Source organism: Abyssibacter profundi (assembly GCF_003151135.1).
Classification (GTDB): Bacteria; Pseudomonadota; Gammaproteobacteria; order Nevskiales; family OUC007; genus Abyssibacter; species Abyssibacter profundi.
Map to the genome: position 1 here is coordinate 161356 of NZ_QEQK01000002.1, position 15749 is coordinate 177104.

15 protein-coding genes are annotated in these 15749 nt (G+C 64.3%); 13 read left to right on the forward strand and 2 right to left on the reverse strand.

Annotation, left to right across the window (positions count from 1 at the left end):
- Positions 1-3: 3 nt before the first annotated feature.
- From DEH80_RS02475 to DEH80_RS02495, 5 genes are read left to right on the forward strand one after another with little or no spacing between them, the layout of a single operon-like run.
- Entirely contained in the window at positions 4-279 is a 276-nt protein-coding gene (locus DEH80_RS02475) for a septum formation initiator family protein (protein WP_109718884.1), read from the forward strand.
- Positions 280-308: 29 nt separating this feature from the next.
- On the forward strand, positions 309-989 hold the full coding sequence (gene ispD / locus DEH80_RS02480) for a 2-C-methyl-D-erythritol 4-phosphate cytidylyltransferase (RefSeq protein ID WP_109718885.1): 681 nt from the start codon (positions 309-311) through the stop codon (positions 987-989).
- Positions 989-1462 carry a 2-C-methyl-D-erythritol 2,4-cyclodiphosphate synthase gene (gene ispF, locus DEH80_RS02485; RefSeq protein ID WP_109719022.1) on the forward strand — a complete coding sequence of 158 codons (474 nt, stop codon included), beginning with the start codon at positions 989-991 and terminating at the stop codon, positions 1460-1462. The genes ispD and ispF overlap by 1 nt, the downstream gene beginning before the upstream one ends.
- Positions 1459-2478, forward strand: a complete 1020-nt coding sequence (gene truD / locus DEH80_RS02490) for a tRNA pseudouridine(13) synthase TruD (RefSeq protein ID WP_109718886.1) — start codon at positions 1459-1461, stop codon at positions 2476-2478. The genes ispF and truD overlap by 4 nt, the downstream gene beginning before the upstream one ends.
- Positions 2479-2517: 39 nt before the next feature.
- Entirely contained in the window at positions 2518-3156 is a 639-nt protein-coding gene (locus tag DEH80_RS02495; protein ID WP_109718887.1) for a TetR/AcrR family transcriptional regulator, read from the forward strand.
- 56 nt (positions 3157-3212) lie between these two features.
- Here the strand turns inward: DEH80_RS02495 and DEH80_RS02500 are convergent, their stop codons facing one another.
- Entirely contained in the window at positions 3213-3821 is a 609-nt protein-coding gene (locus DEH80_RS02500) for a Smr/MutS family protein (protein WP_109718888.1), read from the reverse strand.
- Here DEH80_RS02500 and surE point away from each other — a divergent pair.
- The 8 genes from surE (at position 3820) to recJ (ending at position 12530) form a co-directional block, all read left to right on the forward strand.
- Positions 3820-4572 (forward strand): 5'/3'-nucleotidase SurE, encoded by a 753-nt coding sequence (gene surE / locus DEH80_RS02505; protein WP_109718889.1) that lies wholly within the window; start codon positions 3820-3822, stop codon positions 4570-4572. The genes DEH80_RS02500 and surE overlap by 2 nt on opposite strands.
- Positions 4573-4616: 44 nt before the next feature.
- The gene (locus DEH80_RS02510) at positions 4617-5243 is read left to right on the forward strand and encodes a protein-L-isoaspartate(D-aspartate) O-methyltransferase (RefSeq protein ID WP_109719023.1); all 627 of its coding nucleotides are present in this window, start codon (positions 4617-4619) and stop codon (positions 5241-5243) included.
- A gap of 57 nt (positions 5244-5300) precedes the next feature.
- Positions 5301-5876, forward strand: coding sequence for a YqaA family protein (locus tag DEH80_RS02515; protein ID WP_109718890.1), 576 nt, complete (start codon positions 5301-5303; stop codon positions 5874-5876).
- Entirely contained in the window at positions 5828-6601 is a 774-nt protein-coding gene (locus tag DEH80_RS02520) for a peptidoglycan DD-metalloendopeptidase family protein (protein ID WP_207774418.1), read from the forward strand. Before DEH80_RS02515 ends, DEH80_RS02520 begins: the two co-directional genes overlap by 49 nt.
- A 629-nt stretch (positions 6602-7230) precedes the next feature.
- The gene (alaC, locus tag DEH80_RS02525; RefSeq protein ID WP_109718891.1) at positions 7231-8427 is read left to right on the forward strand and encodes an alanine transaminase; all 1197 of its coding nucleotides are present in this window, start codon (positions 7231-7233) and stop codon (positions 8425-8427) included.
- Positions 8424-9725, forward strand: coding sequence for a homoserine dehydrogenase (locus DEH80_RS02530; protein ID WP_109718892.1), 1302 nt, complete (start codon positions 8424-8426; stop codon positions 9723-9725). The genes alaC and DEH80_RS02530 overlap by 4 nt, the downstream gene beginning before the upstream one ends.
- Positions 9718-10836, forward strand: a complete 1119-nt coding sequence (gene thrC / locus DEH80_RS02535; protein WP_109718893.1) for a threonine synthase — start codon at positions 9718-9720, stop codon at positions 10834-10836. The genes DEH80_RS02530 and thrC overlap by 8 nt, the downstream gene beginning before the upstream one ends.
- Complete coding sequence (gene recJ / locus DEH80_RS02540; RefSeq protein WP_109718894.1) at positions 10833-12530, forward strand: single-stranded-DNA-specific exonuclease RecJ; 1698 nt, start codon at positions 10833-10835, stop codon at positions 12528-12530. Before thrC ends, recJ begins: the two co-directional genes overlap by 4 nt.
- A gap of 11 nt (positions 12531-12541) precedes the next feature.
- Here the strand turns inward: recJ and DEH80_RS02545 are convergent, their stop codons facing one another.
- Complete coding sequence (locus tag DEH80_RS02545; RefSeq protein WP_165831252.1) at positions 12542-15676, reverse strand: EAL domain-containing protein; 3135 nt, start codon at positions 15674-15676, stop codon at positions 12542-12544.
- Positions 15677-15749 lie beyond the last annotated feature (73 nt).

Consider the following 15749-nt stretch of genomic DNA (forward strand, 5'->3'; position numbering starts at 1 on the left):
GCCATGGGCAAGGCGGCACTCATCGCTGGATTGTTAATCCTGGGGTATTTCCAGTACCGCCTGTGGTTTGCTGACGGTGGCATTCCCGATGTCCGCCGTCAGCAGGCCGAAATCGCAGACATGACAGAAACCAACGCCCGGCTGCGTGCCCGCAACGAGGCCTTGCAGGCCGAGGTGGATGATCTGAAGTCCGGCGTGGCGGCCATGGAAGGTCGAGCCAGGACCGACCTCGGCATGGTCCGCCGGGACGAAACGTTCTACCTGTTGGTGTCTCGCTAGGGCCGACGCGCCCCAACCGGTGACTTTGCATGCTTTACGCTGTCGTTCCGGCTGCGGGCCGCGGTGCTCGCATGGATGCCGGTTTACCCAAGCAGTATCTGCAGCTCGGGGGGCGGGCGGTCATCGAGCACGCCCTGGAGCCGCTGCTCGACTATCCCGAACTGGAGCAATTGGTCGTCGTGCTCGCGCCAGACGACCAGGATTTCGCGACACTTGGCGTAGCCGGTCATCCCTTGTTGTCGACCTGCGTTGGTGGTGCGAGTCGTGCCGATTCGGTTCTCGCTGGCCTCAATGCGCTGGACGCTGCGGATGTCGACGACTGGGTCCTCGTGCATGACGCAGCGAGACCCTGCCTGCGACCCGACGACCTGGACCGACTCGTTCGACAGGCCCGACGCAGTCCAGATGGAGGACTGTTGGCCGTGCCGGCCCGAGATACGCTCAAGCAGTCGCAGGAGGGACACGCCTCGTCGACACTGGACCGCAGTACGATCTGGCAGGCGCAGACCCCGCAGTTATTCCGGCTTGGGTTATTGCGCCAGGCGCTGGAGCAAGGAGATCGCATGCACATTACGGACGAAGCCTCGGCCATTGAATTGGCGGGTGGGCGGCCAAGGCTTGTGCAAGGCCATGGCGACAATCTCAAGGTGACCTGGTTGGATGACCTGCCGATGGCAGAAGCCTCACTACGTGCGCAGGGCCGGCTGTGATCCGGGTGGGCCATGGATATGACGTTCATCGCTTCGGCGACGGCGATCATGTCTGGCTGGGTGGCGTGCGGATTGCGCATGCCCGTGGGTTAATCGCGCATTCCGATGGGGATGTGCTGATCCATGCCCTTTGCGACGCCCTGCTGGGCGCGGTGGCCCTCGGTGACATCGGTGGATTGTTTCCGGACACCAGCGACGAGTGGGCCGGATTGTCCGGGCATCGGATGTTGCAGCTGGTTCGCACCCGCCTGGAGAGCGTCGGCTATGTCCCGGCCCAGTGTGACAGCACCCTGATTGCTCAGGCACCGCGCATTGCGCCCCATGTGCCGGCGATGCGTGCACGGATCGCTGATGGACTGGGCGTGGAAGTCGGTGCCGTCAACGTCAAGGCCACGACGACCGAGCGCCTGGGCCCCATGGGGCGAGAGGAAGGCATTGCCGCACATGCGGTTGCAGTGGTCATGCCGCTTTGATCGGGCCCGACCCGGTTTGGCGCCTGACACCCGCGCTGGGCGCCCCGCTAGGGCGTGGCCGCCTGCGGGTGACGCCTGAAGATTTTCAGGTCGACGAGCAACTGGCTTTCACGCCCGCGGGGGAGGGAGAGCACCTGATGCTTCAGGTGTGTAAGCGGAATGCCAATACCGATACGGTCGCCCGGCATTTGGCGCGGCAGGCGGGCGTGCGAGCCAAGAATGTCGGGTATTGCGGGATGAAGGACCGGCATGCGGTGACGACCCAATGGTTCAGCCTGCCGTGGCCGATCAAGCGCGACCTGCCGGATCCGGCGGCCTGGTCGGATCCCGGTCAGGGCATCCATATCCGGCAACTGGATCGTCACGACCGCAAGTTGCGCAGGGGCGCCCATGCGGCGAATCGTTTCCGGCTGGTGCTGCGCCTGGAGACGCCGCTGGATCCCACAGCCGTGGCCGAGCGTCTGGATCAGATGCGCGCATGCGGGGTGCCGAACGGCTTCGGACCTCAGCGCTTCGGGTGGGGTGGCTCCAATCTGGAGCGGTTCGAGGCGCAGGATCGGCCGACCGGAATCGTCCTGTCCGCCGCGCGCTCGGCCTTATTCAATCATGTTCTGGAGCAGCGCATTACCGATGGCAGTTGGGACCAGTTGATACCAGGGGAATGGGTTTGCCTCTCCGGCAGTCGCAGTGGCTTTCTCGCGGAGTCCGTGGACGAGACATTGCTGGCCCGGCTCAAGGCCGGCGACCTGCATCCCAGCGGACCCATGCCCGGACGAGCGGGTGATGGCCCCGCGGGGGAGGCCCTGGCTCGCGAGCAGGCCTGGCTGGCGCCGGCTTCGAAGTGGCTGGAAAAACTCGGAGTGTGTGGCGTAGATGCGCTGCGTCGGCCCTTACGTGTCATCCCGCAGCATTTACAGTGGGAACAAGAAGATAGAGACAGCCTGACGCTTTGTTTCGAGCTGCCACCTGGCAGTTTTGCAACGTCAGTTGTCGCTGAATGTATTGAAACCGATTGAAGTTTGCGCCGTGTCGTACCCAAGCCGTACACTTCGCTGATGAGCACAAAAGCGGCAGAAGTCGCGCGGGCGACGACCGAAAAGACCAGCGCTCGAACCAAGCGAGGCGGTCGCAACACCCGCGGGGCCATCTTGGATGCGGCTGAAGAATTACTTCAGCGGCGCGGATATAACGCATTCTCCTATCACCATATTGCAGTGCAGTTGGGCATTCGCAATGCCGCCATCCACTATCATTTTCCGGCGAAGGAAGACCTGGGCATCGAACTGGTGTCGCGCTTCCGGCTTCGTCTGGCGGAGTGGATCGAGGCACTTGAGGAGCGCGAGAGCGACCCTTGGCAGTTGCTGAATGCCTACTTCGAGTTCTACCTGGATTTTCTAGACGAGGATCGAAAGATCTGCTTCAGCGGCATGCTGGGGGCCGAGTTCCAGGCCATACCCGATGGCATGCGCGAAGAGACGCGTCAGACCATGGAGCAGATTCTTCACTGGTTGGTCAGTGTGCTTGAACGCGGCCGCGAAGCCGGACGTATTCAGTTCAGCGGACCGGCGGAAGCGAAGGCCGTCCATCTGGGTGCGTCGTTGCAGGGCGGCCTGCAAGTCGCGCGGGTGGCTGGACCGGAACGGTTTCACCAGCTCATCGAGCAGCTGCGACTAGAACTCCAACCCGCCAGCTAGCGCAGCATCAGGGCGTCGCTGGGTCTGAGTCGGGCGCTGGCCCGACGGTTTCCAACCTATCTCGCTTTTCTGAGCAGCACGATGGTTGCGCCCGAGCCACCTTCCTGCGGTTTGGCCGAGGCATAGCCGAGCACATCATTGCGACGCGCCAGCCAGCGCGCGACCGATGGTTTGATCACCGGCCCCGCTGCACTGGATCGCAGTCCCTTGCCGTGGATCACCTTGATGCAGCGATGTCCCCGATTCATTGCCTGGGCCAGGAACGCGTGCAGGGCGTGACGGGCCTGCTCGCGGTTGAAGCCGTGCAGGTCGATGCTGTCTTGAATGCTGAATGCGCCCCGCCGAAGCTTGCGGAAATCGCTGTCTGACAGGCCCGAGGCCCGATACAACAGGCCCTCGGCCGATTCTTCATGAGCTTCCGGGTCGCCTTCCAACGATTCGCGCAGGACGGCCTGCTCATCCAGCGCCCGTTGGCGTGGTGTGTCATCCGGCGGGGCTTGGACGGGTCGCTCGCGCGCGGTGCGATTCAGCGGCTGCACGTCGCCGTAGGCCGCATCGAGCAGCGCGCGCATGTCCTTGTCGTCCTGTGTTGTCCGGTCGGCGCTCATGGTGCGGTAAGATAACGACTTCGGCCGGCGCTCTGCACGGCCTGTACCAAACACCATGCATATCCTCGTTTCCAATGATGACGGGTGTCAGGCACCTGGCCTGATCTGTCTCGCCAATCGCTTGCGCGAATTTGCGCGTGTCACCGTGGTCGCCCCGGACCGCAATCGCAGTGGCGCCAGCAACTCACTGACCCTGCTGCGGCCGCTGCGCGTACACCAGCATGCCGACGGCACGCGCTGTGTTGATGGCACGCCCACCGACTGTGTCCATCTGGCACTCACCGGTCTGCTAGATGAGCCGCCCGACATGGTGGTGTCGGGCATTAATGCCGGTGCCAACCTGGGCGATGACGTGCTGTATTCAGGCACGGTGGCCGCCGCCATGGAAGGGCGCTTTCTCGGGTTTCCCTCCATTGCCGTGTCGACCACGGCCGTGGACCCGCAGCACTATGCAGCTGCCGCAGAAGTGGTGGTCCGATTGATCGACACGCTGCGCGAGGTGCCGTTTTCAGACAGCACGATTCTCAACGTGAATGTCCCGGATCGGCCCTTTGAAGCGCTGGAAGGCGTGGTGAATACCCGTTTGGGCAATCGCCACAAGGCGGAGCCAGTGATTGCGGACCGTGATCCCAAGGGACGCGAAATTTTCTGGATCGGCCCCACCGGGCCGGAACTGGATGCGGGCCCTGGCACCGATTTCGATGCCATTTCGCGCGGATATGCCTCGGTGACGCCCATTCAGGTGGACCTGACCCGCCACGAAGCCATTGAGCCCCTTGGGCGCTGGCTTCCAACCTTGCACGGGTAGCGCAGGTGGTTGGTCTGCGACACCCGCATGTGCGCGGGCTGGGGATGACATCCGAGCGCAATCGTAAGCGCTTGGTCGATCGGCTGATGGAAGAGGGGATTGTCGACCAGCGCGTGCTGCGTGCGATTGGGGCGGTCCAGCGCCACCGATTTGTCGATGAGGCCTTGGCCAATATGGCCTACCGCGATACCGCGTTGCCGATTGGCCACGGCCAGACGATCTCGCAGCCTCTCATCGTTGCCCGCATGACGGAAGCCTTGCTAGAAGCCGGGCCGTTCGAGCGGGTCCTCGAGGTCGGGACGGGCAGTGGCTACCAGGCGGCGGTGCTGGCCGAGATCACGGATCAGGTCCTCACTGTGGAGCGCATTCGGCCGCTTTATCAGCGCGCCGGCCGCCTGCTACGCGAGCTGGGGTACCACAATGTCCGTCTGCGGCAATCCGACGGATCCTGGGGCTGGCCACAGCTGGGGCCCTTCGAGCGCATTGTCGTGACCGCAGGCGGCAGCCAGATACCCGAGGCCTTGCGTGAGCAACTGGCCCCGGGTGGGGTTTTGGTGATTCCGGTGGGCCCATCCGGGCGCCAGGAGCTGATTCGTGTCACCCGTCAGGGCTCGGACTGGCACGAGGAATCACTGGGTCTGGTGAGCTTTGTACCGCTGGTATCCGACTAGGCCCGCGTGGGCCATCATCACGCGCGTTTCGCGCATCGACAGGGAGTCTTCAACCGCATGTTCCGACGCTTGTACGACTGGACCATGATCAAGGCCCGCCACCGCCATGCGCGCGGCTGGCTGTTCGGAACCGCCGTGGCCGAGGCGATTTTCTTTCCGATCCCGGTCGACGTATTGCTGGCTCCAATGGTCATGGCCGAGCGCGCCCAGTGGTGGCGTTTGGCGCTGCTGACGACGCTGGGTTCTGTCGTCGGGGCCTTGATCGGCTACCCCCTGGGCTACTTCCTGATCGAGGGTCTGACTCCTCTGTTGCAGGACATCGGCTACTGGGATGCCTATCTGCATGCACAGGACTGGTTTGCACGCTACGGATTCTGGGCGCTGGTCGTGGCCGGGTTTACTCCGATACCCTTTAAGGTGTTCACCATCGCGGCCGGTGCGGCGGCGATGCCGATACTGCCCTTTATTGCCGCCTGCGCGGTGGGCAGGTTCGGTCGCTTCGGGCTGGTGGCAGGCGTGGTCGCGGCGGCCGGACCGACATTCGAGCAGCGGCTGTTGCGGTACATCGACGGAATTGGGTGGGCGTGCCTGGTATTGATCGGAATTGGCTTGCTGTACTGGCGCTTGGCCTGACGCTGCTGCTGGCCGGCTGCGCGTCGGCTGTGCGTTGGGATGCGCCCGCGTCCGGTTTTGCCGGCAAGACCTACACCGTGCGTTCCGGTGACACCCTGTATTCCATCGCTTTTCGGCATCAGCTGGATTACCGGCAGCTGGCGCAGTGGAACGGTATCGGGCGGAGTTACCTGATCAAGCCAGGTCAGGTGCTCAAGCTCTACGCCAGCGGCTCAAGCCCTGCGCCGGCGTCGGGTTCGACGGTAGCCCGGTCGCCCAAGCCGCGACCCTCGTCCACTCCGCCTGCGCGGCCAGCGACAACCACACCAACGCCCAGACCCCGCCCGGCGCCGACCCCCAGGGCCTCCAAGCCTGCGCTGGGCAGTGGTCAGTGGGACTGGCCGGTGCGTGGGCCCATCCTGCGGAGTTACTCCGAGCGCTCCAAGGGCATCGATATCGGCGGGGCGGTCGGGACACCAATCCGTGCAGCGGCCGCGGGTACGGTGGTGTATGCCGGTAGCGCACTCAAGGGCTATGGCCTGCTGGTCATCATCAAGCATAGCGACGCCGAGCTCTCCGCCTATGGCCATAACCGGCGCGTACGGGTGAAGGAGGGCCAGCAGGTCGCCAAGGGTGAGACGCTCGCGGAGATGGGGCTGGGCCCGTCGAAACAACCGCTGCTGCATTTTGAGATTCGCCACAATGGCAAGCCGGTCAATCCGGTGGGGCTGCTGCCAAAGTCTTAGGGAAACACTGATCTATTCGCACCACCAAGACGGAGCCGGTTTTCCGCGAGCCCAGGCGGAGTGAGTGCCGCTTGGTCATTCCAAGCTAGTGAACGACACGAATGCGTCGGGAACGCATTCGGACGGCCGCAGGCCGGCCCGAAGGGCGAAGCGCATGGACGCGCTTCGCAACGCAGGATCGCGGGAAAACCGGCCCGTTCCGTCAGGATTGCGCCTGCAAACAGGCCAGACTGCGTTAGTCGGCGCATCCATGCGCCTCCCCCGGTGGGCCCGCCTTCGGCGGTTTCAATTCGCTCCCGGCGAATGGGTGCTCGTCGCTCATTTGGAATGACCAAACTTCGTTCCTCGCGTCTTGCCTGGCCTGTTTGCAGGCAGCAACTTGGCGGTGCGAATAGATCAGTGTTTCTCTACGGTCCGGTCGGTACTTCGGGGTAGCGCCATGGCCGCTGGCCGGTTGCTCCGCCGGGGTTGGGCTGCGGCTGGCGCCTGGTTTCCGGCAGGCGAGGCCGACATGTGGAGCGGCCGATCCCGCGCGAGGGGCGACTTCCGCTGGCATTTCGATACAATCCCCGGCCCTGCGCATCAAGCTGCTTGATGCCCACTCGACTGCCCAAAGACGAACTACGGCCGTGAAGGATCACTTCCAGCGCATCGAGCGCCTCCCTCCCTACGTCTTCAACATTGTTGGCCAGCTCAAGCAGGAGGCGCGAGCCCGCGGCGAGGACATCATTGATTTCGGCATGGGCAATCCGGATCGCCCAACGCCGCAACATATCGTCGACAAGCTCACGGAAGCCGCGCAGCGTGGCGACACGCATCGGTACTCGGTGTCGCGAGGCGTGCCGAGGCTGCGCAAGGCGATTTGCGACTGGTACCTGCGTCGCTTTGATGTGGAGTTGGATCCCGAATCCGAGGCCATCGTCACGATCGGATCCAAGGAGGGTTTGGCACATCTGGCGTTGGCCTGTTTGGGGCCCGGCGACGTGGTGCTGGTGCCTAATCCTGCGTATCCCATCCATCCTTACGGCGTCGTCATCGCCGGTGCAGATGTGCGGCACGTGCATCTGAGCAATGACACCGACGAGTTCTTCGTGGAGCTCGAGCGCGCGCTGCGCGAGTCCTGGCCGGCGCCGAAGATGATGTTGCTGAACTTTCCGGCCAACCCCACCGCCATGTGCGTGGATCTGGCGTTTTTCGAGCGTGTGGTGGAGATTGCCCGCGAGTTTGATTTGTGGATCGTTCAGGATCTGGCCTACGCGGAACTCTGCTACGACGGCTACAAAGCGCCGTCGATTCTGCAGGTGCCGGGTGCCAAGGATGTCGCGGTCGAGTCGTACTCACTGTCCAAGACCTACAACATGCCGGGCTGGCGTGTCGGTTTCATGTGCGGCAACCCGCAACTCATCGCCGCCCTGGGGCGGATGAAGTCTTATTTGGACTACGGCATGTTCACGCCCATCCAGGTGGCGGCGATTGCGGCGCTGAATGGCCCCCAGGACTGTGTGGAGGAGATACGCCAGACCTACAAGTCGCGCCGTGATGTGTTGTGCGATGGCTTGGCCAGCGCAGGGTGGGTGGTGGATCGGCCGAAGGCCACCATGTTCGTCTGGGGCCGTATTCCGGAGGAGTATCGCCATCTCGGCTCGCTGGAATTCTCCAAATTGTTGTTAACCGAGGCCAAGGTGGCGGTGTCCCCGGGCATCGGGTTTGGCCACCACGGCGACGAGTACGTCCGCTTCGGCCTGATTGAAAATGAACATCGAACACGGCAGGCGGTACGGGGTATCCGCCGACTGCTGCGTGACGGCAAGGGATCGAAGGAATGAAAGAACTGAAACTGGGCCTGCTGGGTCTGGGAACGGTGGGTGGCGGCGTGCTCACGCTGCTGGCGCGCAATGGCGAGGCCATCGCCCGGCGGGCGGGGCGACCGGTTCGCGTTGTGGCAGCCGCGGTTCGCGATGTATCCAAGCCCCGACCCGGGGCCGAAGGCGTTCACCTGAGCGAGGATATCGATGCGGTCATCGACCATCCCGACGTTGATGTCGTGCTGGAGCTCATGGGCGGGACCGATGCCGCGCGTGACGCGGTGGAACGTGCCCTGCGCGCCGGCAAGCCCGTGGTCACGGCCAACAAGGCGCTGATCGCGTTACATGGTCAGGCTTTGTTCGACCTGGCGTCCGAGGCCGGGACCACCTTGTCCTATGAGGCCGCCGTGGCAGGGGGGATTCCGTTGATCAAGGCCCTGCGCGAAGGGCTGGCCGCGAACCGTGTGCACAGCATCGCGGGCATCATCAATGGCACCTGCAATTACATTCTCACGGAGATGTCGCAGACGGGCGCTGCATTCGAGGACGTGCTGGCCGAGGCCCAGCGACTGGGCTATGCCGAGGCTGATCCGACCTTTGACGTCGGTGGCATCGATGCCGCACACAAACTGACGATCCTCGCATCCATCGCCTTTGGCATACCGCTGTCATTCGACAAAGTGACCACCGATGGAATCGGCTCCGTGACCGCCGAGGATCTGGCCTACGCCCGGGAACTGGGTTACCGCATCAAGCCGCTGGCCATCGCCCGCCGTCAGGAGCAGGGTGTGGAGTTGCGTGTGCATCCAACGCTGGTGCCGGAGAAGGATTTGCTCGCCAACGTCAACGGCGTGCTCAACGCCGTCGTGGTACGTGCCGATGCCGCGTCTCCCACCGGGTATTTCGGGCCGGGTGCGGGCGCAGAGGCCACGGCATCGGCCGTGCTGGCCGATGTGGTGGATTTGGCGCGGCGCAGCACGGGCACCGACATGCCCGCCCTGGGGCAGGCGACCGATGCCTCGGATGCCCTGGCACCACTGGCCATCGACGAAGCGGTTTGCGCACATTACTTGCGCCTGCGGGTGGCGGACACGCCGGGGGTCTTGAAATCGATTTCCGGCGTCCTGGCCGAGCACGCAATCAGCATCGAGGCCATCGTGCAGAAAGAGCTGCAAACGCCAGGCGGCACAACGACAGTCATTATTCTCACCCAGCCCGTACCTGAGCGCGTTGCCGTGGCCGCCTGCGAGCAAATGGCGGCGCTGCCGGCGATTTCCGATTCCATCCATCGCATCCGCGTGGAGCATTTTGATGACTAAGACCATTCCGCTGGGCCTGATCGACCGTTATCGGGACCGACTGCCGATTGGCGCAGACACCCCGGCTGTGACCCTGGGCGAGGGCAGCACACCGCTGATTCCGCTCAAGCGCCTGGGCCAGCCCTGTCAGGTGTACGTCAAGTTCGAAGGTCTGAATCCCACAGGCAGTTTCAAGGATCGCGGGATGACCATGGCCGTGACGCGGGCCGCCGAACTGGGCGCCCAGGCCGTAATCTGCGCGTCCACCGGCAATACCTCGGCCGCTGCCGCAGCCTATGCGGCACGGGCCGGCATGCAGGCTTTTGTGCTCATCCCGGAAGGCAAGATCGCCAGGGGCAAGCTGGCGCAGGCGGTGATGCATGGCGCACGCATCCTGCAGATTCGCGGCAATTTCGACGACGGTATGTCGCTGGTCAAGGAAGTGGCCGAGCAGCTACCGATTACCATCGTCAACTCGGTGAACCCGTATCGGCTGCAGGGCCAGAAGACGGCCGCCTTCGAGATCATCGAAGCGCTGGGGCAGGCGCCGGATGTGCACTGCCTGCCGGTCGGCAATGCCGGCAATATCACGGCCCATTGGATTGGCTACACCGAGGCCACTGGCTGCGGAACGAAAGCCTGTAGCTTCTGCGAAGGGGACTGCGGCCAACTCCAGGCCCCGATGACGGATCAGCGACCCACGATGGTGGGCTACCAGGCGAATGGCTCCGCGCCGTTTCTTCGCGGCGCTCCCGTGGCACAGCCGGATACCGTCGCGACCGCGATTCGTATCGGCAATCCCCAGAGCTGGGATGCAGCCCATATCGTGCAAGCAGAGTCCGGTGGCTGGTTCGATGAGCTCAGCGACCAGGAGATTCTGAACACCCAGCGGCGACTGGCCAGCGAGGAAGGTGTGTTCTGTGAGCCGGCGTCTGCAGCCTCCCTGGCCGGTGCGCTACGAGACATCGAATCCGGCCGGATCGCGGCGGGTAGCACGGTGGTGTGCACGCTGACCGGCCACGGATTGAAGGACCCGGATATCGCGGCGGAACATGTCGCCGGTGCCAGCGAAACCATCGACGCGACGCTCGGCGCCGTGGAGCAGGCACTGGGCGCCTCGCTGGACGCTTGAGCGAGCGTATCTGGCGAGCGCGGCCACCGGTCGACACCAGCCACCTACCGCGACATCTGCACCCGGTCGTGCGCCGGGTCTATGCCGCGCGTGGTATGCGTGTGCAGCAGGAGGCTGACCTGCGTCTGCAACATCTGCTGCGACCCGACACGCTTAGCCATCTCGAATCGGCGGCCCGCCTAGTTGCTGACAGCCTGTCTGCCGGGCATCGCATTGCCATCGCGGGTGATTTTGATGCCGATGGGGCCACGGCCAGTGCGGTCTGCGTGCGCGGCCTCAAGGCCCTGGGTGCTGCCCAGGTTCAGGCCTTTGTTCCCGACCGCTTCCGATTCGGATACGGCCTGTCGCCGGCGCTTGTGGCCGAGATGGCCGACTATGCGCCGCAGTTGTTGATCACGGTCGACAACGGTATTTCCAGTCATGCCGGTGTCGAGGCAGCCAAGCAGGCGGGGATGCGGGTGGTGGTGACCGATCATCATCTAGCGCCCGAGACACTGCCCGCCGCTGATGCCATCGTAAACCCCAATCAGCCGGGTGATCAGTTCGCCAGCAAGGCCTTGTGCGGCGTGGGCGTGGCTTTTTACCTGCTGTCGGCGGTGCGACGTGTGCTATCCGAGCGCCGGGAGCAGGAGTTGCCGAAGCTGGCGCAGTTTCTTGATCTGGTCGCGCTGGGCACCGTCGCTGATGTGGTGACGCTGGATCACAACAACCGCATTTTGATCGAGCAGGGACTGCGCCGTATCCGCGCCGGGCGGGCAGCGCCGGGCATCCTCGCGTTGCTCGATTTGGCGGGCCGGGACTACACCCGGGCCACGGCACAGGATTTGGCGTTTGCGGTGGCTCCGCGGCTCAACGCTGCGGGTCGTCTGGATGATATGAGCGTCGGTATCCGCTGCCTGCTGGCGGATGATCCGATGGAGGCGCGCGGACTCGCCGCCCAGCTGGACGCGCTGAATCGAGAACGCCGGCAGATCCAGGACAGCATGCACGCCGATGCCTTGGATGACCTTGCGTCACTGACGGTGGACAGCCCTCAGGTCGGCCTGGTGGTGACGCGTCCGGATTGGCACGAGGGCGTCGTCGGTCTGGTGGCGTCCAAGGTGAAGGAGGCCCGTCACCGGCCGGTGGTGGCCTTTGCCCCGTCAGCAGCAGACGCCGGCATGCTAAAGGGTTCGGCCCGCTCCATTCCCGGGTTTCACATGCGCGACGCGCTGGCCGAGATCGACGCCGCGACACCCGATCTGATCGACAAGTTTGGTGGCCATGCCATGGCGGCCGGCCTGAGCCTGCCTGAAGCGGCGCTGGACGCGTTCTCGCAGGCATTCGACGCCGTTGCACGCCGACATCTCAGCGAAGAGCAACTCGCCGATGTTTGGCTGACAGACGGTGAGTTGGCCGATAGCGAGCTGACCCTGGAGACGGCGACCGCATTGGAGGCTGCCGGACCCTGGGGGCAGGGATTTGAGGCGCCTCTATTCGAAGGGCGATTCCGGCTTATGGACCAGCGTGTGGTTGGCGAGCGGCACGTGAAGCTACGGCTGGCCGGGACCTCCGGGGTGGAAATCGGGGGGATTGCCTTTAATACCGAGCCCCAGCCTGGCGACGCCGTCGAGGTGCTATATCGGTTGGAGGCCAACGAGTTCCGTGGCTATATCAATCCGCAGCTTGTGATCGAGGATTGGCGTCCGGCGTAGCCGGCTGTTGATCAGGAATGCGTGCCGGTCGACTGGCTCGCTGCCTGCTGTGTTTGCAATTCGAACAGCAGCGGGGCTGGCCGCCCGACAATAAAGCCCTGGATGTAGTCAACGCCTAACTCGGTGAGCGGCGTGCGTGCGGCTGGATTGTCGACCTTGCCGGCAATGACCTTGGCCTTGAGTTCGCGTAGCACCCGGATGACCGCCTCCAGCGCCACGCGATCGACGCGCTCTCCCGCAGCTCGGTGCGACAGCGACTGATCCAGTTTGACGAAGTCAAAGCGCAGCGCCTTCAGCAGTTCGGCGCCGTCCATGCCCGAGTGGAAGTTGTCCAGCACAAAGCGGCAGCCGATGGGGCGTAGGGCCGACAGCAGCTCGTGGGTCTCTACGCGGTGACGGATCGCCGCCGATTCGTCGATTTCGAAGCAGACCCGGCTGGCGGGCAGGGCGGCCGCGTCGAACTCCTGGAGTACAAAGTCCAGGAATTTGGGGTCGCGCAGCGAGGCGGTGGACAGGTTGATGGCGAAGAACTGATCGCCATCCAGTGCGGCTTGATCCGAGACATGCTCCAGTAGCTGATGCAGCACGTAGCGGTCGATTTCGGAGGCCAGACCCGCCCGAACCGCGGCCGGCATGAACGCCGAAGGCGCAGCCCAGAATCCCTCTTCGTCCTCGAGTGAAACATGGACTTCGACCCCGGACGCCAGGCCATGGGCAAGCGGGGCGATGGTCTGCGACATCAGGTGGAACAGGCCTTGGTCCAGGCCGGTTCGCAGGCGGTCCACCCAGACGGCATCGGAATTCGAGGCGTCTGTCTGGCGCTCTTCGACACGGTAGCGCCGAATGACATTGCCCCCGACCGCCTTGGCTGACTGCACGGCGCTTTCGGCGCGTCTCAGCAACTCCATGGACGTGCCAGCACCGGGGTCGACCTTGACCAGGCCGATGCTGAATTCGGCGGCCACATTCTGTCCCTCCCACCGGAAGGGATTGCGATTGGCTGCGCGCCGCAGCACCTCGGCCTGTGCCTCGGCGGCATCCAGGGTGGCGTCACGCAGCAAGACCAGCAGCTTGTCTCCACCCAGCCGGTAGACGCGACCGGCACGGCTGATCTCGCCGGTAAACAAATGGGCTAGGTGGCGGAGCAGTTCCGAGCCTGCCTGTTCTCCGTGAGCGGCGTTGATGCGGCGCATCTGGTCGATATCGATGAGCATGACCGCATGGCGTCCACCCTCGGTGGCCTGTTCTTCGATGAGGCCGGAAATATCGTCGTCAAAGGCGGAGCGGGAGAAGAGGCCGGTGAGCGCATCGCGCGATAAATCCACCGACTGCTTGACCTCGGTGGGTCCGGATTCATTGCGCTCGTGGATGGCGACGACCGCGCCAAGCACCTCGCTGCCTCGCCCGCGCACCGGCGCGATGGTCAGAGCAACGCCTTGGCGGTTCCCTGAGGCGTCTTGCAAGACCATGTCTGCCAGCCGCAGGCGCTGACCGCCAACCAAGGCCCGGTCGACAATATCTTCGTCGTACGCCGTACCGTTGGCATGGGTGAGCTTGAGCACGCGGGTGATCGACCATCCGCGCACCTCCTGGTTGGAACGACCCACCAGCGTTTCAGCCACCGGATTCAGGTAATCGATCTCGCCTTCGCGGTTGGTGGTAATCACACCGTCGGCGATGCACTTGAGGGTCATTTCCGCGCGTTCGCGGGTGATGGCCAGGTTCTCGACCGCGCTCTTGCGCTCTCCGACTTCCAGCACCAACTGCGTATTGACGGCCTGGGCCTGTTGCGCGATTTCGCCTAGCAGACGCGAGCGCTGGTTCAGCCAGGCTGCCAGCTCGCCGACCTCGTTTCGGTCTGATTCGTCCAGAGACACGCTCAACGCTTCTTCCAGACTGTCGGTGCGCTGCAGGGCAGCGACGATCCGCCGCATCGGGTTGAGTACGCGCAGGCGGATCAGGCCGATTAGCAGGACCATCGCGATGATCACGAGGCCTACGGTCACGACCAGCGTCTGCGTCACAATATAGTTGGCCCCGGCCAGCTCCTGGCTCGCACTTTCGGCCACGATCAGCCGCCAGCCCGTTGTGCCCAGCGGGGCGAAGCGGGCAATGCTGTCCGCGCCTAGCTCCGGATCCTTGGGCAAGGCCAGGCGCTGCCAATCGGTGGCCACCTGATCGCGGGTCCACTGAACGGCTAGCAGGGATTCGGATTCCGCGCGGCCGAGATCGCGGGTGGCGTCGCGTAAGGCGGAGACATCGGTTGCCTGATACCGATCCAGGTCGATGGATTGCCGAACGCGGGCTTCCTCAGCCCGGTGAATCGCTAGCGCCAGCGGGCTCAGTCCCGGCGCTTGCTGGCTGAGTTCCGCCAGATTGGCCGCGCCGGTGGTCAGGGTGTCAATCGCGTCGGTCGCGGCCAGCAGTCGCCCGCTGGCGTCGACGAGCAGGGCATAGCCTCGATTCGTCGCCAGCGCGCTTTGCAGCATGTCGCCAAGCCGCGAGACGGCGTAGTCCACCGTCACAGCACCGGCAAAGCGCTCGCCCTGGCCAAGCGGCTGAACGCAGGTCACAACGGGACGCTGTAGCAGCAGGTCGGTGCGGCGACCGGTCCAGGCGCATTGACCTGGCCGGGCATAGCGGGCGAGCGTGAACCAGAGTTCCTGCTGGTAGGTGATGCGATCGGGCTGGTTAAAGTCGTCGCGGCGTGCAATGCCCGCATCGCTGGCGATCCAGTGGTAGCCGTCGCGCTCACGGCCAGGTGTTAAAACCCCGGCGGCTGGCCAAAGTCCCAAGCCGACCACTAGACCGTTGGTTCGGCGATACGCGCGCTCCAACAGGCCTTGGCCGAGCGCAGCCAGCGGCTCGCTCGCTGGCCGGCCATTCTGGACGGCCACGGCCAGGGGTTCGCTGATTCGCGCCGCATCGGACAGTTGCCGTGTCAGGCCGGTTGCGGTCGCCGCGGCGCGCGCCCGAGCGGCGTCTTCGGCTTCGGCCACCAGCTCGGAGCCAACCAGTTCCTCGCTTAACCAGACGGCCGCGCAGACCAGCGCAACCAGCAGCAGGCAGGCAACGGCAACCAATTGGAACTGCAGGCCCGTCCACCAGGGGTGGCGAGCACGCGTTCGAATCGAGTCTGATGTCACCTTCGCCAACGAGACCCCGCAAGTTTAAAAAAATGGCAGAACAGCCGAGTGTAGGTGGCTAACGCCCGGAATC